Source organism: Agrobacterium sp. lyk4-40-TYG-31 (assembly GCF_030209855.1).
In the GTDB taxonomy this organism is placed as follows: domain Bacteria; phylum Pseudomonadota; class Alphaproteobacteria; order Rhizobiales; family Rhizobiaceae; genus Agrobacterium; species Agrobacterium vaccinii.
The window spans coordinates 287,123-306,674 of the sequence record NZ_JARVRE010000004.1; the positions used below are offsets into that span (position 1 = coordinate 287,123).

Below are 19,552 nucleotides of genomic sequence, written 5' to 3' on the forward strand. Positions count from 1 at the left end.
GGCGGGCGCGCATTTGCCCGTTGGAGTTCGGGGAGTTCAATGAACCCAAATTTTAGAAATTTCGCCCTGTGGGCAGTGATCGCTTTGTTGCTGATCGCCTTGTTCAGCATGTTCCAGACGTCGCCTTCGCAGTCGAGCTCGCGAGAGATCCCCTATTCGCAGTTCCTGCGGGATGTGGACGCCGGGCGTGTGCGTGAAGTCACCGTCACTGGCAATCGCGTCCTCGGCACTTATACGGAAAACGCCACCGCCTTCCAGACATACTCGCCTGTGATCGACGACGCGCTGATGGAACGCCTCCAGAGCAAGAACGTCAGCATTGTCGCGCGGCCTGAAAGCGATGGTTCGTCGGGCTTCCTGAGCTATCTCGGCACGTTGTTGCCGATGTTCCTCATTCTCGGTGTCTGGCTGTTCTTCATGCGTCAGATGCAGGGTGGCTCGCGCGGTGCGATGGGCTTCGGCAAATCCAAGGCCAAGCTTTTGACCGAAGCGCATGGTCGCGTGACGTTCGATGATGTTGCAGGCGTGGATGAAGCTAAGCAGGATCTTGAAGAAATCGTTGAATTCCTGCGCGATCCGCAGAAGTTCCAGCGTCTGGGCGGCAAGATTCCCCGTGGTGTTCTGCTGGTCGGTCCTCCCGGTACCGGTAAGACGCTGCTGGCGCGCTCTGTGGCTGGCGAAGCCAATGTGCCGTTCTTCACCATCTCCGGTTCCGACTTCGTTGAAATGTTCGTGGGCGTCGGCGCAAGCCGCGTGCGTGACATGTTCGAGCAGGCCAAGAAGAATGCGCCTTGCATCATCTTCATCGACGAAATCGACGCCGTCGGTCGCCACCGTGGTGCCGGTCTTGGCGGCGGCAACGATGAGCGCGAACAGACGCTGAACCAGCTGCTGGTCGAGATGGATGGTTTTGAAGCCAATGAGGGTATCATTCTTATCGCCGCGACCAACCGTCCTGACGTGCTTGATCCTGCGCTTCTGCGTCCGGGCCGTTTCGACCGTCAGGTCGTCGTTCCGAACCCAGATATCGTTGGTCGTGAACGCATTCTGAAGGTCCATGCTCGGAACGTACCTTTGGCACCAAATGTTGATCTGAAGGTTCTGGCCCGTGGCACGCCTGGTTTCTCGGGTGCCGATCTGGCTAACCTCGTCAACGAAGCAGCACTTATGGCTGCACGCCGCAACAAGCGCGTTGTCACCATGGCCGAATTCGAAGACGCCAAGGACAAGATCATGATGGGTGCGGAGCGCCGCTCGTCCGCCATGACCGAAGCCGAAAAGAAACTGACAGCCTATCACGAAGCCGGTCACGCCATTACGGCGCTGAAGGTTGCCGTGGCCGACCCGCTGCACAAGGCGACGATCATTCCGCGCGGTCGTGCGCTTGGCATGGTCATGCAGTTGCCGGAAGGCGACCGCTATTCCATGAGCTACAAGTGGATGGTTTCCCGTCTCATCATCATGATGGGTGGTCGTGTGGCTGAAGAGTTGACGTTCGGCAAAGAAAACATCACGTCTGGCGCGTCATCCGATATCGAGCAGGCCACAAAGCTTGCCCGTGCGATGGTCACGCAATGGGGCTTTTCCGATGCTCTCGGACAGGTCTCCTACGGTGAAAACCAGCAGGAAGTCTTCCTCGGTCACTCCGTCTCGCAGTCCAAGAACGTTTCTGAGGCCACAGCGCAGACCATCGATACCGAAGTTCGCCGCCTGATCGACGAGGCCTATACCGAAGCGCGCCGTATTCTCACAGAAAACCATGATGGCTTCGTTGCTATCGCGGAAGGTCTTCTTGAATACGAAACGCTGACGGGTGAGGAAATCAAGGGTCTGATGCGCGGCGAGAAGCCACCGCGTGATCTGGGCGATGACTCTCCGAACAGCCGTGGTTCCGCTGTGCCAAAGGCTGGTACGAAGAAGGACGGCCCGAACGAAGCCAAGGGCGATGGTGAGTCTGAAGGCGGCATGGAGCCGCAGCCACACTGATCTGAAGTCCAAAATCAAAGTTATTCAAGGCCGTCCGTTCGCGGGCGGCCTTTTCTTTGCGGCTCTCTTTGTTGGGGAGAAGCCGGTGTGGTAACAACATATGTTGGATATTCGCGGTAATTGACGTGCTGTCAGCAGGCTTTTATGGCATCTAGCCTGAAAAGCCGGTCACGCTTCTAGCGTGCTGACTGCCCCGATACAAATCTGGAGTTCACATGACACGTCGCTATTTCGGAACCGATGGTATTCGCGGTCAGTCCAACGTCTTTCCCATGACGCCTGATCTTGCCATGCGTGTCGGAATTGCGGTGGGTACGATTTTTCGGCGCGGGCACCATCGCCACCGTGTGGTGATTGGCAAGGACACGCGTCTTTCGGGCTATATGCTGGAAAATGCGCTGGTCGCAGGGTTTACGGCAGCAGGTCTCGACGTGTTCTTGCTGGGCCCGATCCCGACACCGGCGGTTGCCATGCTGACGCGATCCCTTCGTGCAGATATCGGTGTTATGATTTCGGCGTCGCATAACCCCTTTGCAGACAACGGCATAAAACTGTTCGGCCCCGACGGTTACAAGCTGTCCGACGAGCTGGAACTCGAAATCGAGGACCTGCTGGACAAGGACATTTATGCGCAACTGGCCAAGCCCAGCGAGATCGGTCGTGCCAAGCGCGTGGATGGCGATATTTATCGCTACATCGAATTCGTCAAGCGCACGCTCCCGCGTGACGTAACGCTGAGCGGTCTGCGGATCGCCATCGATTGCGCCAATGGCGCAGCCTACAAGGTTGCTCCCGCAGCGCTGTGGGAACTCGGCGCGGAAGTCGTTACCATCGGCAACGAGCCTAATGGTACCAACATCAATTTTGAATGCGGCTCCACCTATCCTGAAACCCTTCAGAAGAAGGTGCACGAGGTGCGCGCCGATATCGGCATTGCGCTGGATGGCGATGCGGACCGCGTCATCATCGTGGACGAGCAGGGACAGATCGTCGATGGCGACCAGTTGATGGCAACAATTGCGTCAAGCTGGGCCGAGGATAAAATCCTGCGTGGCGGCGGCATCGTCGCGACCGTCATGTCCAATCTGGGTCTTGAGCGCTTCATGACGGACAACGGTATGACGCTGGCGCGCACGAAGGTCGGTGACCGCTACGTGGTTGAACACATGCGCAACCATGATTTCAACGTCGGTGGCGAGCAGTCTGGCCATATCGTCTTGTCGGATTATGGTACGACGGGTGACGGCCTTGTGGCGGCACTTCAGGTTCTTGCCCGCGTCAAGCGGTCCGGTCGCACGGTGAGCGAAGTCTGCCGCAAGTTCGAGCCTGTGCCGCAGCTGTTGAAAAATGTGCGGACCACCGGCGGAAAGCCCTTGGAAAACCCTGTGGTGAAGCAGGCCATCGCCGATGCGGAAAGTGCTCTGGCCAAAAATGGCCGTCTGGTCATTCGCCCATCCGGCACCGAGCCGCTGATCCGCGTCATGGCTGAGGGTGACGACAGCGCGCAGGTCGAGCGTATCGTTAACGATCTGGTCGGCGTTATCGCCAACGCAAGATCGGCAGCATAAACAATCGATCGGGTCAGCGGCAACGCTGGCCCTTTTTGTTTAACCCGCTATGCAGAGCGGGCGAGGACCGCGTTTGCGTCGCGTTCTTGGGCGAGGAAGCCGGGGATGGCGCTTTCGTCCATCGGCTTCGAGATCAGATAACCCTGAACGAATTTTGCGCCGAGATTTCTGATCACGGCCATTTCTTCGACAGTTTCCACGCCTTCCACAATCGCATCCAGACCCATTTCGCGGCCCAGCGTCAGCACTGAGCGGACGATTTTCTCGCTGGCAGCGTTGTCTTGTATTTCGTGAACGAAGCTGTGGTCGATCTTGATCTTGGTGAGCGGCAGAGAGTGAAGTGATGTCAGACTGGAATAGCCGGTGCCGAAATCATCCAGCGAAATGCCACAGCCGATCTGCCGCAGCATTTCCACCGACTGGCGCGCCTGGCGGGTGTCATGAATGAAAGCCGTTTCGGTAATCTCCAGATCGAGACGCGATGCTTCGAAGCCGCTGGTCTCGATGATGGCGATGATGCTCATGACCGCTTCCGGGCTGCTCAAATCCTGCGCCGAGAGATTGAAGGACAGGCGGAACCGGCCCGGCCATTTGCGGGCGGCGGTCAGCGCCTTCTTCAGCAGCGGACGCGTGAGGCTGCCGATGATGCCCGCGCGCTCGGCGATGGGAATGAACTGGCCGGGCGAGACCTGCCCCAGCACTTTGCTGTTCCACCGTGCCAGCGCCTCAAACCCCGTCGTCTCGTGTAGAGTGAGGTCAACGATGGGCTGGAACACGACGGACAGTTCGCTGGCCAGATCGGCCTGTTTCAGCGTCTGCTCGATGCGCGCATCGCGGTGAATTTCAGCAACGTGACGGGCGGTGAAGAGGGTGCTGTTGCCGGGCTTGCGGCGTTTGCCGTGATAAAGGGCATAATCGGCGCGATCGAACAGTTCCTCCGGCGTCGATGCCAGATCCGGGAAGACAGCGATGCCGATGGAGCCGGAAATCATGATGGTCGCATCCGGCAAGTGGAACGGCGAGCGCATCACGGTACACATGCGGTGCCCCTCGGCAACCACATCGCAGTCGTCGGCGACATCTGAAATAACGAAAGCGAATTCGTCTCCGCCGAGACGCGCGAGGAAGAGGTTGCTGGACGCGAATTCCTCTGTCAGGCGCTTGCTGACTTCTACCAACAGGCGGTCGCCTGATGAATGACCGTAGAGATCGTTGACCGGCTTGAAGCCATCGAGATCGATCACGCCAATGGCGAGACGCTTGCCGTCGTTCGTGGCGGCCTCGAAGGCTTCTGCCAGATGCTTGAAGAAGGCGCGGCGGTTGGGAAGTTCGGTCAGGCTGTCGATATTGGCCAGCCGCAGGTTTTCGTTGCTGAGCGCCTGGGTTTGCTGCTGGGCGCTGATCATGCGCTCGAAATTGCGGTAGTTCACCATCAATACTGCCAGCATGCCGAAGCTGACGAGGAGAATGTTGACGGCGATGGCGATAAAGGTGGCGTGGCCGGTGGCGGTGAAGAAGACGATGAACGTGCCATTGACGATGGTCGCGACGAAAAGTGCCGCGGAGCGAACATGCATCAAACAGAAAATGCACGAAATGACTGTGATCGCCATGTAGAAGGCAATGTGAGATTGCTGATAGGCGTCGCCATAGGGGTAAAGTAGAAGGGACCAGGCCGTAAAGGAAACGGAAATACCGACCGACAGGCGCTGTGTTCTTCTGAGCGCCGACAACGCATAATCAGGGGAGGGGATTTCGTTTCGCGATTTCCACCAGAAGATGACCCTGATCACGCTGATGATGGTAAAGGCGGCAGGCACAGCAACAGTCAGCCAAAGCGGAGCGACGAGCAGATGCGTTGCCGCCAGCGCCCAGGTGCTCGATATCAAAATGAAATACATCATCGGCATCTGCCGGCAAAATGCCCGGTATTTCGCGACCAGCAGCGGCGGATTGTTGTCTGGTATCTTCACCAACGCAATGAAGTATTTCAGTGGCGTGCTCAAGAAAGGATGACCTTGAAGTATTTTGAACGCGCCCTCCGGCGGATGGGGCCGTCAGGCGGTGGGGAAGGAATTCCCTCTGAGATCAGCACGTCATGTCTGACTATCGTCGGTCCGCCGCAGTCAATGGGCGCCTTATACTTACAATAGATGATGACTGTTGCGAGAAGGACAATAATATTAGCTAACAAAATATTATTTCAGTCGCATAGGCTTATGCATACCAATACGAAGTTACTCGCTGAAAATACACGCATATGGAGATTTTTATTCTTTAAAGCCGGATGGAGCTCTCTCACCGGTAAAAGAGTATTAACCAAGTCTGTTAGCAAAATAAGCAGATGTATTCCCGAATTTAACAGGGATTTAACCAATTTCATTCAGGCTTCGTAAATGATGAATTCACGGGTATTCGCCGCATCTGGCGTCGATACCGCTTAGGGAGCCTTGTAATGAAAAAGAGCCTGATCGGTGTCGTCGCCGCATTGATGGCATGCCAAACCGCTTTTGCAGCAGATGTCTATCAGGCAGAGCCGCAGCCAGCATTCGTTGATCAGGCACCGGAAGTGTCCGTTCAGGAAGCAAGCGGTTGGTATCTGCGTGGGGATGTAGGTTACTCGTTCAACAGGTCACGTGGTGCGGATTTTGACCGTGCGTTCGCGGGTCCAACCATTCAGCGTTTGAGCTTCGGCGATCGTTCTTTGAAAGACAGTTTCGTAGTGGGTGGTGGTGTTGGCTATCAGATCAACAATCATCTGCGTACGGATTTGACATTCGATTACATGGCGAAATCCAAATTCAGTGGCGTTGCACCTGAACTCAATCGTGCCGACTCGGCAATGCGCGCTTACGCTCTCATGGCCAATGCCTATGTTGATCTCGGAACCTACGGTCGCATCACGCCATATCTCGGCGCTGGTATCGGTGGTGCCTATGTGAAGTGGGACAAGTTGTCGAGCTGCGGTAACTGCGAGATCGATGGCGAGGGCAACTGGCGTTTCGCTTACGGTTTGATGGCCGGTGCGTCGATCGATGTCACCTGTAACTTGAAGGCCGACGTCGGCTATCGTTTCCGCCAGATCGGCAGCGGCAGCATGTTCGGCACGAGCGGAAGTGGCCTGACGTCTGGTGGCCGCGACAAGGGTATCACGTCGCACGAAGTGCGCGTCGGTGGCCGTTATGTCTTCAACGGTTGCGATACGGCGCAGTACATTCCTCCAGCCGATATTCCTCTGCAGCCGAGCGTTTACAAGTAACGTTCAAGCTACCTCAGTAAGTTCTGCCGCTCGTGCCCGAAAGGTGCGGGCGGTTTTCGTTTGGGGATAGATGGCGCGTTTCGGCCAGGATTCTTCGTGCAAGCGACATATTCCGCTTGACTGCGACAGGCGAGAGGCATAGCAACGACGGCAGGACACCTCTCCCTAACGAGAGGCGCCTATCTGAAAGGGTAGTCAAATGACTGATATAGTGAAGCCGGACACCCGTCCGGGCAATGCACATTTTTCTTCTGGTCCCTGCTCGAAGCGCCCCGGTTGGTCGCTTGAAGCTCTCGCCGATGCACCGCTTGGTCGTTCGCATCGCGCTAAGGTTGGCAAAGCCAAGCTGAAGCAGGCCATCGATCTCACCCGCGAAGTCTTGAATGTTCCCGCCGATTATCGCATCGGTATCGTTCCTGCATCCGACACCGGCGCCGTTGAAATGGCTCTGTGGTCGCTGCTCGGCGAACGTGGCGTCGATATGGTGGCGTGGGAAAGCTTCGGTGCCGGTTGGGTGACCGATGTCGTCAAGCAGCTGAAGTTGAAGGATGTGCGCAGAGTAGAAGCCGATTACGGCGTTCTGCCTGACCTTTCCACCATCGATTTCGACCGTGACGTGGTCTTTACCTGGAACGGCACCACATCGGGTGTTCGCGTTCCAAACGCCGATTTCATTCCCGCTGATCGCAAGGGCCTAACCATCTGCGATGCGACATCTGCCGCATTTGCACAGGACATGGACTTCTCCAAGCTCGACGTTACCACCTTCTCCTGGCAGAAGGTTCTGGGCGGCGAGGGCGGCCACGGCGTCATCATCCTGTCGCCACGCGCCGTCGAGCGTCTGACGACCTACGTACCGGCCTGGCCGCTGCCGAAGATTTTCCGCATGACATCCGGCGGCAAGCTGATCGAAGGCATCTTCACCGGCGAGACGATCAACACACCTTCGATGCTCTGCGTCGAAGACTATATCGATGCGTTGCTGTGGGCGAAGAACCTCGGTGGTCTCAAGGCCCTGATGGCCCGTGCCGATGCCAATGCCAAGGTGATCTTCGACTTCGTGGCTGAACACAACTGGATTGCCAATCTGGCGGTTGTTGACGAGACGCGTTCCAACACCTCCGTCTGCCTCAAGATCGTCTGCAAGGATGTTGCCGCTCTTGATGCCGCAGCCCAAGCCGATTTCGCTAAGGGCATGGTTGCTCTTCTCGAAAAGGAAAACGTCGCGCTCGATATCGGTGCTTACCGCGATGCTCCATCAGGTCTTCGCATCTGGGCCGGTGCGACCGTCGAAACGGCTGACATGAAGGCCGTCATGCCCTGGCTGAAATGGGCATTCGAAACGCAGAAGGCTGCGACCTTCAAGGCTGCTGCCTGATCCATTCCGGCCCTGCCACGGCAGGGCCGCGTATTTTCGCTTTCAAGACTGAACCCTTTTCAAGGAGCCCACACAATGGCACCTCGCGTACTCGTATCTGACGAACTGTCGGAAACCGCCGTCCAGATTTTCCGTGATCGCGGCGTAGAAGTCGATTTCCAGCCAAAACTCGGCAAGGATAAGGACAAGCTGGCCGAAATCATCGGCAACTACGATGGCTTGGCCATCCGTTCCGCCACCAAGGCAACGGAAAAGCTGATCGAAGCCGCCACCAACCTCAAGGTCATCGGTCGCGCCGGTATCGGCGTCGATAACGTGGATATTCCAGCCGCGTCGCGTCGCGGCATCATCGTGATGAACACGCCATTCGGCAACTCCATCACGACAGCCGAACATGCGATTGCGCTGATGTTTGCGGTTGCCCGCCAGCTTCCCGCAGCCGATGCCTCCACGCAGGCTGGCAAGTGGGAAAAATCCAAGTTCATGGGTGTCGAAATCACTGGCAAGACGCTGGGCGTCATCGGTGCGGGCAACATCGGCGGCATCGTCTGCTCGCGCGCCATCGGCCTCAAGATGAATGTTCTCGCCTATGACCCTTTCCTGTCGCCAGAGCGCGCGCAGGAAATGGGCGTGACCAAGGTCGAGCTGGACGAATTGCTCGCACAGGCCGATTTCATCACGCTGCACGTGCCGATGACCGACAAGACACGTGGCATTCTGGGCGCTGAAAACCTTGCCAAGACCAAGCCCGGCGTTCGCATCATCAACTGCGCCCGTGGTGGTCTGGTGGATGAGGCAGCGCTTGCCGACGCCATCAAATCAGGCCATGTCGCTGGTGCCGGTTTCGACGTCTTCGAAGTCGAGCCTGCGACCGAAAGCCCGCTGTTTGGCCTGCCGAATGTTGTGTGCACACCGCATCTTGGCGCCTCCACAACGGAAGCTCAGGAAAACGTGGCGCTTCAGGTTGCTGAACAGATGTCGGATTACCTCGTCAAGGGTGCCGTTTCCAACGCCATCAACATGCCGTCCATCACGGCTGACGAAGCTCCACGCTTGAAGCCGTTCATCAAGCTGGCCGACGTTCTCGGCTCCTTCGTCGGTCAGGTGCAGGAAAGCGCCACCAAGGAAATCGAAATCCTTTACGATGGCGCAACCGCCAGCATGAACACCAAGGCACTGACATCGGCACTGTTGGCCGGTCTCATCCGTCCGCAGGTGTCTGACGTCAACATGGTTTCCGCGCCCATCATGATCAAGGAAAAGGGCATCATCCTCTCCGAAGTCAAGCGCGACAAGACCGGCGTCTATGACGGCTTCATCAAGCTGACCGTGAAGACCGAAAATCAGGTTCGCTCGGTTGCCGGTACGGTGTTTTCGGATGGCAAGGCACGCTTCATCCAGATCAAGAACATCAACATGGACGCCGATGTCGGTCAGCACATGATCTACATCACCAACACCGACGTTCCCGGCATGATCGGCTTCATGGGCATGACACTGGGTGAAGCGGGCGTCAACATCGCCAACTTCCAGTTGGGCCGCGAAAAGGAAAGCGGCGATGCCATCGCGCTTCTTTACGTCGATGGTCCTGTGTCCGAAGACGTACTGGACAAGCTGCGCGCCAACCCAGCCATCCGGCAGGTCAAGTCGCTGTCGTTCAACGTCGACTGAGCATTCGGGCATACATTCGAGAACCATCATCACCCGGCAGAGGAGAAATTCTCTGCCGGGTTTTTTGTATTATCGCGCTCACAATTACCAAAGGTTGCATATCACGAAAAATTTTATGCCATTCCCCTAAAAATGATGATCCATAGTTGCTATATCGACCGTCAAGAGCCGCTCAATGGGAGGGCGGTGTAATAGGAGAAGACGATGTTCGCTGCCTTCAGGCGCTTTAAAGGATTGTTTGCGGTTGCCGCACTCGGGATTGCCGTTTCGTTCGTTGCCGTTGACATGGCCGAAGCAAGACGTGCCGGTGGTGGTTTTGGTAGCCGTGGAACGAGAACGTTCTCCGCGCCGCCTGCCACGAACACAGCACCCGGCCAGTCCGCGCCGATCAACCGCAGCATGACGCCGAACACCAACCAGGCGACTCAGCCCAATGCAGCACGTCCTAATACGGCCCAGGCTCCGCAGCAGAGCCGCGGTATGTTCGGTGGCATGATGGGCGGTCTCATGGGCGGCTTGCTGATGGGTGGCTTGTTCGGCATGCTCATGGGCGGCGGCTTCGGCGGCATGGCCGGTTTCTTCGGTCTGTTGATCCAGGGTCTGCTGATCGGTGGTCTCGTCATGTTGGCCATGCGCTTCTTCGCATCGCGTCGTCAGGGCCAGCCCGCTTTCGGTGGTGCTACGGGCACCAACTCGGCCCGTAACGATCAGTCTTCCTCCCAGAACAATCAGGGTTCTTTCGGCGGTTTTAAAATTCCGCAGATGGGTTCCAAGGCGACAGGTGCAGCCGTGGGCGCAACAACGGCTGCCGCAGCCACAACGCCACGCGGCCCGGCACATGCCAATGCGGTATCCGAGGGTGATGAAATCGGCGTGACACAGGGCGATCTCGAAACCTTCCAGAAGACGCTGGAAAACGTACAAGCTGCCTATGCTGCCGAGGACTACAGCGCGCTTCGCCAGTTGACGACGCCGGAGGCAATGTCCTACCTCGCGGAAGAACTGAGCGACAATGCCACGAGCGGCGTCAAGAACGACGTTCGCGATGTGACGCTGTTGCAGGGCGATGTTGCCGAGGCCTGGCATGAAGAGGGCAAGGACTACGCAACGGTTGCCATGCGCTACTCTGCCATCGACATCATGCGCGACCGTAACACAGGTAAAGTGGTTCAGGGTGACGAGCACAAGGCTGAAGAATCAGTCGAGATGTGGACGTTCGTTCGTCACGATGGTTCGCCATGGCAGGTCGCCGCCATTCAGGCTGCTGCCTGAACCGATAAAAAAACTCGCTTTAATTGTGGCCGGTGCAGGCATCAATCCTGCACCGGCCACATCTTTTTGTAGGCCCTTGCGGTGCAGGGTTTTCGCCGATTTGGCCCATTCCAGGCCGATCCCGTGCGCCGCAGTTGGTCCACGCAATCGCCTTTTTTCATTCATCCGACGTTCAGTCTGGCCGCTCTAACCAAGGCGCTACACAGCAATGTGAAACTGCCGCGAGCAGCAAATCGTTCTTTTTGGCGGAACCGTAGCTTAGAAATCGCGTTCACGGTCCAAGTTTGAATGGCGTCCCAAGGGCCATTCAGTCGTTCGGATCAGGCACCCCGTCTTACAGGTGTCTGCGAGTATGGAGAGCAATCTAGATGAAACGCTTCGACCTGATCGATGGGATGCGCGGGTATTTTCTCGTCTTCATGCTTATCAACCACCTCGTTTTCGCCGGTGGCCTGTGGCTGATGGAAATCAATCACCGGCAGTTCGCGTTCGTGGAAGACGCGCAAGGCTTCGTCTTCCTCTCCGGTCTTCTCATCGGCATGGTCTATGCCCGCAAGATGATGAAGTATGGCTATGAAGCCGGGCGCGACATGATCTGGAGCCGTGCTCTGGAGCTTTACAAATACGCAATGGGCCTCGTCATCGCAGTGCTATTCGTGCGGATGATCATCCCGCATGCACCGTACATCTGGTACAACTGGCTCGGCATGACGTCGTTTGACGATCCCCTGCGTCTGGCTGCTATCGCGACATTCCTGTTCCAGCCGACCTTCATGGATATTCTGCCGCAGTATATCGTCTACATGATCTTCGCGCCGATTTTGGTGAAGCTCTGCCTCGACGGCAAGTGGGCCTACGTGATGGCCGGTTCGCTCCTCGTGTGGATGGCCGGTCAGCTTGGTTTGCAGCAGCTTTTCACGACCCCCTTGAACGAACTGGTGAAGGGTGCCGACGAGCAGGGCATTCGTGTCAGCTTCAATCTCTTCGGCTGGCAGTTGGTGTTCTACTCGGCCCTGGTGATGGGAGCTATGACGGCTCAGAACAAGATCGCCTGGACGAAGATATTCTCGCCACAGCGTAGCTGGATTGCCAAGGCAGCCCTTCTCGTCTGCCTGTTCTTCGTACCGTTGCGCATCGCAACGGCCTGGAACCTGATGCCGGAATTCATGATGGGCAAATTCTCCACTATGGAAATCCGTGCTGACTTCGGCCCTGTATACCTGATCAACTTCCTTGCCGTCGGCGTTGGCCTGACTTGGTTGCTGATTGCCGGTCCGAAGCACCACAATCCGCTGGTTCAAAAAGCTGCTGCCGCAGTGATCTGGGTTCTGTCGCTGAAGTTCCTCCAGCTTCTTGGTCGTCACTCGCTTCAGGTCTACGTTTGGCACGTCGCCATCGTCTACGGCATCTACTACCTTGATGGCCGTACTGCAGAGCTCACGCAGGTGGAGAAAACCATCATCGCGCTGGTGGGTGTGGCCCTTCTGTCGCTGCCTGCCCTGTGGCGCGAGCGTGACAAGTGGCTGGGCGACGGTCAGAAGACCGCTGGCGCCTGAAGCCATCATCACAGTAAAAATCACAGTAGAGGGCGTCCACCGCCCTCTACTTGCGTTTTCAGCCGTTTTTTCTTATATGCAGCACCTTAATTCCGGTTGAGCCGGATACGACAGGCGGCGGGGCCTTGAACCCCGGTATGACTGACGATTGGAAAACACGTGAACACGCTCGACTTTGATAAAAAGCCGGAAGACACCCGGATTGTCGTCGCCATGTCCGGCGGCGTGGACTCCTCCGTAGTGGCGGGAATCCTGAAACGCGAGGGCTACGATGTCCTCGGCATCACCCTTCAGCTCTATGATCACGGCGCTGCCGTTCACCGCGCGGGCTCCTGCTGCGCGGGTCAGGACATCGACGATGCACGCCGCGTTTGCGAAACGCTTGGCATTCCGCATTATGTACTGGATTACGAGGCGCGCTTTCGCGAAACGGTGATCAATCCCTTCGCCGAAGCTTACGCCATGGGCGAGACGCCGGTGCCTTGCGTTGCGTGCAACCAGACGGTCAAGTTTGCGGATCTCCTCGCCACGGCGCAGGAACTGGGAGCGGATGCGCTGGCGACCGGCCACTATATCCGCTCGCGGCTCAACCCTGTCGCCGGTCATCCCGACCGCCGCGCCCTTTACCGCCCCATCGATAGCGACCGAGACCAGAGCTGGTTCCTGTTTGCGACGACGCAGGAGCAGATCGATTATCTGCGCTTTCCGCTGGGCGGTCTCTCAAAGGCCGAGACGCGTGAGCTTGCTGAAGAGATGGGCCTCGTCGTTGCCAAGAAGGCCGACAGCCAGGACATCTGTTTCGTGCCGCAGGGCAAATACACCGATATCATCAACAAGCTGAAGCCGAATGCCGCTCTGGTGGGCGATATCGTCCATCTCGATGGCCGCGTTTTGGGTCGCCACGATGGCATCGTGCACTACACCATCGGCCAGCGCCGCGGCATAGGCGTGGCGACCGGTGAGCCGCTCTACGTCGTGCACCTCGATGCCCGTGGCCGCCGTGTTGTCGTCGGCCCGCGCGAGGCGCTGGAGACCCACCGCGTTTATCTGCGTGACATGAACTGGCTGGGTGATGGCGATCTGACCAGTGACGCGGGTGGGGGCTTTGCTTGCTTCGCCAAGGTGCGGTCCACCCGTCCGCCAGCCGAAGCGGTGTTGCATGTGGATGAAAAGGGCGTTTACGTCGATCTTTCAATCGGTGAAGCAGGCGTTGCCCCCGGCCAGGCCTGCGTTCTCTACTCCGCCCCTGGCGCCGATGCCCGCGTCTATGGCGGCGGGTTCATAGAGCGCTCGGAGCGCTCAGCGGAAGCCGAGGCATCGCTGAAAGCCCTGTTGCAAAACCCGGTTGCAGCCTGAAACCATTCAGGTTTTCGTCGCAAGAGAGAAAGCGACGTTTTTGCGCATCTTGCGCTTGACACCAAAGGGAGCGGCACCTTATAAGCCGCTCATCCTGATGGACGGACAGTTACACGACTGTTACGTTCCTCTGTGGCGGGGTAGCTCAGGTGGTTAGAGCAGCGGAATCATAATCCGCGTGTCGGGGGTTCAAGTCCCTCTCCCGCTACCAAAAAACCTTCAATAAAATCAACAAGATACGCCGTAGTGCGTCAGTTAAGTGCCTCTTGGTATAATTGCCCCTGACGACTTATACCGCTCCCATACCGTTTTCATTTTCACTAGGCGCTGCCTACGTTTGTCCACAGAATTGAATTCGTGCGGGTGATCGGCAGGGGACAACGCTGTAATTTAGAGAAGATTCGAACATGTCTGGCTGCAAGATTCGAGAGCAGCTACTTCGCCTGATCGGCAACCTTTTGCCATTCTTGATTTGAGACCAGCGTGCTGGGGTAGATCGGGATGTTTTCCGGTTCGGCAATCGACTTGAGGGTCTTCTTAACGGAGTCGACAAGAGCGGTCGGCATCCACGGACTCAAGACCACCGCTTCTACCGTGCCAGGCATAAGCGGGAAGTTGCGATAGTTTGCCTTCTTCTTGTCGTCCTCGAACAGGATACGGAATTCACTTTCCGGTTCATATGGCCAACGCTTTATGAAGGGCAAATCGGAAATCGTGGGACTTAGGTCAGGCAGCCGTTGAACTTGCTCGTAACGCACTGCTTGCTTACGGACGCCCGCAATTCTCTCAAATGCCGCTATGAGCTTATCTCTGTTGAGGACTAGGCACACGCCGTCACTGTTCGGCGAAAACACTCGCCAGTGATGATACGTCTCCGGACCTTGTGAGAGACAGATAGCCGTCAGCGTCTTGAGCTTCCTTTTCCTCTTATACACCGCCATGAAATGCCGATCGTTCTGGTCGTCCCAGCTATCCGGAGGAAGCAGGGTGATTTCACGCGTGCGGAGGAGATGGATCGTTGCCGCAAGGTTGGTGTAGCGACGGAAGCTGCCGTCTGATGCGATACTGCTCATGGAGTTCCCCAGTCCGAATTCTGCGGATACTGCACGAGGCGTTTAGCACAAGCAACAGACTCCGCTTGACTCCGATCTCAATGAGAACAAAATAGGAACAAAATCCGTTGACAGCGGAAAGCCTTCCTTTGGAGATCTCTATGAACCAGACCGTCCTCGATATGCCATCATCAGAAACTGGCACCCAGTCACCCAAGTCCGTTGATCTCGCCATGTCCGTACTCACGGCACACGATGGTGACGCACTCGCCGCTATCCGGATCGTGCGGCACTTCAGGGATTCCGAGCTGCTTGGCTGCAAGATTCAAGTCGCGCCACGCGAGGTAGGAAGTCTGCAGTCCCTTGAGCGCTGCCACGCCGTACGCGAGGCACATCCACTCTTCTTCGGCGCGGTGCTTGGGCTTCGGCTTCCACCAGAGGCCACCGTTAATCCGCTTGCGCTCCTCGCAGAACAGCTTGGTGTGGTAGTCCATGGGCATGGACTTCGGGATCCACATGGCCTTATCGCCGCGCATCATCATCAAGCGGAAGGCAGCATCGCGGGCACCGTGGGAATCGATGGTGAAATGCTCGGCGGACGTTGTGGGATTCTTCGAAACCTTCTTTGGCCAGATGGCGACCTTGCGCGTCCCCTTGGTGCCGTTGTTGCCCTTGATGGCCCACACGTTCATACTCCGAGGAAAGCTGTTGCAGTACTTGCGGATCTCGTCGGGATAGTCACCGCCCATGTCGAACACCTTGGCGATGAAGCCCATCTCGGTTCCGTCGCGCTTTCTGAACTTCCGCGTCATGAGTTCCGTCATCTTGGCATCGGCAGCAACATCACCAGGCTCGCCGGGGATAATCCAATGTCCGATGATCCTCACCTGGCCGAAGCGGTTGAAGCCCATGCCTGTGCATTCGCGGGAAGCGATGGTCTCAAGATGAGAGCCTTCTTTATTCGTCTGGGTGTCACTGGCCAGAATGAGCAGCACCACGTCGTCCGGCACCTCCGCCGGGTACGGTCTGATCATGTCAGCGGCTGCCGAGGCATCCATGGAGGACGTGGTGAAATCGTCGTAGGCAACGCCTTTAACGTTGTTGACCCACGTCTTCATCTCCTCCGGGTTGCCGCGCTTGGCTAGGAAGTCATCGGAAATGATCTTCCATGCCGCACGGCCGTTGGGAGAGAACCACTGCGGGATGTACATGCCGCGGCGGCCCTTCTTCTTCCACGGGATCGAGGGCTGGTAGTGGATGGTCGCGTCCAGATAATCCTTGTGCGACAGGCAGATCTGCTCGCCGACGACACGCGGCTCCGTAACGGCGGAAGTTGGCGCAATCGGCGTCGGAAAGGTGGCCGGCATATCCGAATACAAGCTGACCACTGCCAATATTCCAGAACATGACCACACCTACGACAAGCCATCTCTTGGTGCGGAATCATCGGTCGGCGTGATCAGCCAAATCTTAGGGGGAGTTCTGACCACGCTCAAGATACCGCAGCCCAAGGTCACGACAGGTCAGGCGACGGGCAAAGCTGGAACTGCTTCACCGACCGCGATCCCGATCACGCCAAAATCCCTCGGCGTGAACGTGTTCATCTTCGCGGGTCTGCCGCAGGTTGGTTAGTCGTCCTGACCAAATCATCTGCCACGTATAATGACAGAGTCACTGTCTCTGGATCCGCTGTTCGCCCAGTCTCTACCGTTCATCCGTCGCCAATCGCATCGACCAGCATAAGGATGAGAGACGTCATCTTGGCCGTTGCCGCATGATTGGCTCTGCGATGTTGTAGGACCACCACGGTAGCCAGTGCCGTCTACGCATCCGCTCAGCATTCCTGCCGATACGATGCAAATTGCTGTTGTGAGAATTTTCATTTGAGCTCTCCTTATTGCGAGGAAAACGACTGCGTAGATCAGCAGTTCCAATCGCCGAAACTAGCGCTGCGCGCTAGGTACGTAATCCAAAAATAGTCATGCGATCCAATACACCTGAAAGATGAATTAGCTTCATCGCAATACAACTTAGTTTCGTCATAACCAAAAGGAGTTGATATGACGAAACTTAAGCAGACCGTTGAAATGCTTTCCGTAACTCGCAAGCTGGCAGAGGAGGAAGGACGCGTCTTTCTGGCCTACCTGATTGGGATGGCATTGCAGGAGGCGATGGAAGAGCTTCAGCGGCAAAGCGATAAAACGGCATCCCGTTAACACACATGGAAAGACGCTCTTCGGGGCGTCTTTTTCGTTTCCCAAAATCACCACAAAAATCAGGAGTAGCCTCATGCTGAAGGCTAATGTCGCCCGCTCAATCGAGCGGATTGCGAATGCGCATGCTATTGACCCGAACGCTCTCAAGGCGGTTGTCGAGGTGGAAAGCAACGGCGTTGTGTTCGCTGAAATCGAAGGGCGGCAGGAACCCGTCATTCGTTTCGAGAGCCATTACTTCGACAAGCTGGTGAAGGCGAACCGGCGCGAAGATGCCCGCCGCCTGGGACTGGCTTCGCCAAACGTGGGCGGCGTGAAGAACCCTTCGTCCCAGAAAGGTCGCTGGGAGCTTCTTGCCCGCGCAATGGCCATAGACAAGCAAGCTGCCCTTGAAAGCGTCTCGTGGGGCGTTGGGCAGGTTATGGGCAGCCATTGGAAGGCCCTCGGCTATTCATCTGTCGTTGCGCTGATGGACGAGGCGCGCGGCGGTGTTGAAGGCCAAGTAGATTTGATGGTGCGTTTCATCAAGCACAACAACTTGCTCGGACCGCTCAACCGTCGCGACTGGTCTGGCTTCGCGCGCGGGTACAACGGGCCTGCCTACAAGAAGAACGCTTATGATACGAAGATGGCGGCGGCGTACACGCGCTATTCCGGCGTGGAGAACCCGCCACCTTCCAAAGCCACCGGTATGCTCCGGCTTGGCTCGAAGGGTGAAGGCGTTCGCGAAGTCCAGGCGCTGCTGACTCGGGCCGGGTTCCCGGTCAAGGTTGATGGCGACTTTGGCACCGCGACCGACACTTCGCTCCGTGGTTATCAGGAGGCGAACGGGCTTCACATCGATGGCGTTGCCGGTCCCGAAACAATGCGCAAGCTGAAAGAACTTCAGACTTCGCCGGAAGAAAAGCCGGGTTCGCTTGGAATCGCTGAAGTTCCGCAGGTAAAGAATGCGGCTCGGAATTTTGGGCCGCTCGCGCTTGTCACCGCTGCCCGCGACCAGATCGCAGAACTAGCAATGCATGTTACCGGCATCAATTCTGATTTTGCCGCCACCATCGCCAACGGCTTGCTCGGCGCGTCTGGCCTTATAGGTCTTGGACTGACAGCCTACGGTCTTTACGGCTGGTGGAAGAGCAAACAGACGGTGGAGCAGGCCTGAAGCTTCTCCCTGAATGGCTGAAGCTTGGCGCGGCGGCACTCGTCGCGCTGGCTCTCTTCGGCCCGGTAATCCATTTCCTCGGCAAACGCGACGGTCGCACAGAAGAGCGCGTAGCCATTGAAGTCAAAGCAGCCAAGGAAGCGCTCAAGCGCATCGATAATCTGGAGAAAAACAATGCGTCCTTTCGCAATCTCAACTCGCATCATCGTTGCCTTGTCTTCGCTCGTGATAGCGGGCTGCCAGACTCGACCTGTGACGACTGAGGGCGCGGGCTACTCGTTTATCCGGTTCAGCGATCCACAGGCGGCGCGGCTGGCCTCTCAGGATGCCACGGCAGGACCGGCCATCAATTCGAATAACCGGCAGTGCGGCGCGGATGCCGCCTGTCGGAAATAGCATCAGGGCATAAGGCAAGGCTGGGGTAATGACAGGAAACGAAGACATGTCGAACGGTAGTGACTATAGAGTTTACACCGACGCTGTAACCGCGCAGCTTGGCGAGCGGGTGACAAACCTCGGGCGTCGTCAGACCGATCTTGAGGCGGAAATGCGCGCCGGGTTCAAGGCCATGGAATCGGGCATGGCGTCGATAGCCAATGAAATGCGTTCGTCTGTCTCGGCCTTGTCAACGAACCTTTCGGAGCGGAACAAGCCGCAGTGGCAGGCAATCGGCGTTGCTATCACATTCTGCACGGTGCTTGGGGGCTTGGCATACTGGCCGATCCAGTCATCTACCACCGATTTGAAGGCAGCTATCGTCAATCTCTCTGACAAGATCGTCACCCGGCAAGAAATGGAATGGCGCCAGGCGAGGGGCGCGGAAGACAGAACCCGGATGGAGGCGGCGCTTAAGGAAGTTCGTGACGCGCAAGTCCCGCGCGCTGAGCTTGAGCGCGTTTGGCAGTCGCAGGACCAGACGACAGCCCAGCTTCAAAAGCAGATCGATGAACTGAAATCTAATTCCGCGTCCGTCTACACGCCGCGCGATGTCCTGCTTGATAATCGGGAGCGGATTGACCGGCTTGAGCGCCAGCGCTTGGCGCCGGGGAGTTAAAGCAAAAAAGGCTCACTGAGGGTTTAGT

The 19,552-nt window shown here is 57.1% G+C and carries 16 protein-coding genes and 1 tRNA gene; 14 read left to right on the plus strand and 3 right to left on the minus strand.

Features of this window, described 5'->3' with window-relative positions; translation table 11 throughout:
• The first annotated feature begins 39 nt into the window (after positions 1-39).
• Both ftsH and glmM read left to right on the plus strand, forming a co-directional pair.
• Positions 40-1,986 carry an ATP-dependent zinc metalloprotease FtsH gene (gene ftsH / locus QRN55_RS06640; RefSeq protein ID WP_233121845.1) on the plus strand — a complete coding sequence of 649 codons (1,947 nt, stop codon included), beginning with the start codon at positions 40-42 and terminating at the stop codon, positions 1,984-1,986.
• A gap of 215 nt (positions 1,987-2,201) precedes the next feature.
• Positions 2,202-3,554: a phosphoglucosamine mutase gene (gene glmM, locus QRN55_RS06645; RefSeq protein WP_112498559.1), complete on the plus strand. Its 1,353-nt coding sequence runs from the start codon at positions 2,202-2,204 to the stop codon at positions 3,552-3,554.
• Between the two features lie 47 nt (positions 3,555-3,601).
• On the opposite strand, the gene QRN55_RS06650 is transcribed toward glmM, so the two are convergent.
• Entirely contained in the window at positions 3,602-5,458 is a 1,857-nt protein-coding gene (locus tag QRN55_RS06650) for a putative bifunctional diguanylate cyclase/phosphodiesterase (RefSeq protein ID WP_284776608.1), read from the minus strand.
• Positions 5,459-6,009: 551 nt separating this feature from the next.
• Between QRN55_RS06650 and QRN55_RS06655 the strand changes: the two genes are divergently transcribed.
• From QRN55_RS06655 to QRN55_RS06685, 7 genes are all read left to right on the plus strand, one after another.
• Entirely contained in the window at positions 6,010-6,813 is an 804-nt protein-coding gene (locus tag QRN55_RS06655) for an outer membrane protein (protein WP_112498558.1), read from the plus strand.
• A 199-nt stretch (positions 6,814-7,012) separates the two neighbouring features.
• Entirely contained in the window at positions 7,013-8,191 is a 1,179-nt protein-coding gene (locus QRN55_RS06660) for a phosphoserine transaminase (protein WP_284775857.1), read from the plus strand.
• Between the two features lie 75 nt (positions 8,192-8,266).
• Entirely contained in the window at positions 8,267-9,862 is a 1,596-nt protein-coding gene (serA, locus tag QRN55_RS06665) for a phosphoglycerate dehydrogenase (RefSeq protein ID WP_284775859.1), read from the plus strand.
• Between the two features lie 204 nt (positions 9,863-10,066).
• A complete protein-coding gene (locus QRN55_RS06670) occupies positions 10,067-11,134 on the plus strand; it encodes a Tim44 domain-containing protein (protein WP_284775861.1) in 1,068 nt (355 codons plus the stop codon).
• 368 nt (positions 11,135-11,502) lie between these two features.
• On the plus strand, positions 11,503-12,690 hold the full coding sequence (locus QRN55_RS06675; protein WP_111837637.1) for an OpgC family protein: 1,188 nt from the start codon (positions 11,503-11,505) through the stop codon (positions 12,688-12,690).
• Positions 12,691-12,849: 159 nt separating this feature from the next.
• Positions 12,850-14,046: a tRNA 2-thiouridine(34) synthase MnmA gene (gene mnmA / locus QRN55_RS06680; RefSeq protein ID WP_284775863.1), complete on the plus strand. Its 1,197-nt coding sequence runs from the start codon at positions 12,850-12,852 to the stop codon at positions 14,044-14,046.
• Between the two features lie 134 nt (positions 14,047-14,180).
• A tRNA-Met gene (locus tag QRN55_RS06685) sits at positions 14,181-14,257 on the plus strand.
• 223 nt (positions 14,258-14,480) lie between these two features.
• Here QRN55_RS06685 and QRN55_RS06690 read toward each other — a convergent pair.
• Both QRN55_RS06690 and QRN55_RS06695 read right to left on the minus strand, forming a co-directional pair.
• Positions 14,481-15,119, minus strand: coding sequence for a hypothetical protein (locus tag QRN55_RS06690; RefSeq protein ID WP_284775865.1), 639 nt, complete (start codon positions 15,117-15,119; stop codon positions 14,481-14,483).
• 188 nt (positions 15,120-15,307) lie between these two features.
• Positions 15,308-16,465: a terminase gpA endonuclease subunit gene (locus tag QRN55_RS06695; RefSeq protein ID WP_284775867.1), complete on the minus strand. Its 1,158-nt coding sequence runs from the start codon at positions 16,463-16,465 to the stop codon at positions 15,308-15,310.
• Between QRN55_RS06695 and QRN55_RS06700 the strand changes: the two genes are divergently transcribed.
• From QRN55_RS06700 to QRN55_RS06720, 5 genes are all read left to right on the plus strand, one after another.
• Complete coding sequence (locus QRN55_RS06700; protein ID WP_284775869.1) at positions 16,455-16,730, plus strand: hypothetical protein; 276 nt, start codon at positions 16,455-16,457, stop codon at positions 16,728-16,730. The two genes, QRN55_RS06695 and QRN55_RS06700, sit on opposite strands and share 11 nt — an antisense overlap.
• A gap of 428 nt (positions 16,731-17,158) precedes the next feature.
• Positions 17,159-17,314 (plus strand): hypothetical protein, encoded by a 156-nt coding sequence (locus QRN55_RS06705; protein WP_284775871.1) that lies wholly within the window; start codon positions 17,159-17,161, stop codon positions 17,312-17,314.
• A 73-nt stretch (positions 17,315-17,387) separates the two neighbouring features.
• Positions 17,388-18,470, plus strand: a complete 1,083-nt coding sequence (locus QRN55_RS06710; protein ID WP_284775872.1) for an N-acetylmuramidase domain-containing protein — start codon at positions 17,388-17,390, stop codon at positions 18,468-18,470.
• Positions 18,437-18,733, plus strand: coding sequence for a hypothetical protein (locus QRN55_RS06715; protein WP_284775875.1), 297 nt, complete (start codon positions 18,437-18,439; stop codon positions 18,731-18,733). Before QRN55_RS06710 ends, QRN55_RS06715 begins: the two co-directional genes overlap by 34 nt.
• Before the next feature lie 179 nt (positions 18,734-18,912).
• A complete protein-coding gene (locus QRN55_RS06720) occupies positions 18,913-19,524 on the plus strand; it encodes a hypothetical protein (protein ID WP_284775877.1) in 612 nt (203 codons plus the stop codon).
• Positions 19,525-19,552 lie beyond the last annotated feature (28 nt).

What these genes read in the sequence shown, in the direction of transcription:
- ftsH (WP_233121845.1), top strand. Translation starts at nt 40, where the DNA reads ATGAACCCAAATTTTAGAAATTTCGCCCTGTGGGCAGTGATCGCTTTG.
- glmM (WP_112498559.1), top strand. Translation starts at nt 2,202, where the DNA reads ATGACACGTCGCTATTTCGGAACCGATGGTATTCGCGGTCAGTCCAAC.
- QRN55_RS06650 (WP_284776608.1), bottom strand. Translation starts at nt 5,458, where the DNA reads ATGATGTATTTCATTTTGATATCGAGCACCTGGGCGCTGGCGGCAACG.
- QRN55_RS06655 (WP_112498558.1), top strand. Translation starts at nt 6,010, where the DNA reads ATGAAAAAGAGCCTGATCGGTGTCGTCGCCGCATTGATGGCATGCCAA.
- QRN55_RS06660 (WP_284775857.1), top strand. Translation starts at nt 7,013, where the DNA reads ATGACTGATATAGTGAAGCCGGACACCCGTCCGGGCAATGCACATTTT.
- serA (WP_284775859.1), top strand. Translation starts at nt 8,267, where the DNA reads ATGGCACCTCGCGTACTCGTATCTGACGAACTGTCGGAAACCGCCGTC.
- QRN55_RS06670 (WP_284775861.1), top strand. Translation starts at nt 10,067, where the DNA reads ATGTTCGCTGCCTTCAGGCGCTTTAAAGGATTGTTTGCGGTTGCCGCA.
- QRN55_RS06675 (WP_111837637.1), top strand. Translation starts at nt 11,503, where the DNA reads ATGAAACGCTTCGACCTGATCGATGGGATGCGCGGGTATTTTCTCGTC.
- QRN55_RS06690 (WP_284775865.1), bottom strand. Translation starts at nt 15,119, where the DNA reads ATGAGCAGTATCGCATCAGACGGCAGCTTCCGTCGCTACACCAACCTT.
- QRN55_RS06695 (WP_284775867.1), bottom strand. Translation starts at nt 16,465, where the DNA reads ATGCCGGCCACCTTTCCGACGCCGATTGCGCCAACTTCCGCCGTTACG.
- QRN55_RS06705 (WP_284775871.1), top strand. Translation starts at nt 17,159, where the DNA reads ATGACGAAACTTAAGCAGACCGTTGAAATGCTTTCCGTAACTCGCAAG.
- QRN55_RS06710 (WP_284775872.1), top strand. Translation starts at nt 17,388, where the DNA reads ATGCTGAAGGCTAATGTCGCCCGCTCAATCGAGCGGATTGCGAATGCG.
- QRN55_RS06720 (WP_284775877.1), top strand. Translation starts at nt 18,913, where the DNA reads ATGTCGAACGGTAGTGACTATAGAGTTTACACCGACGCTGTAACCGCG.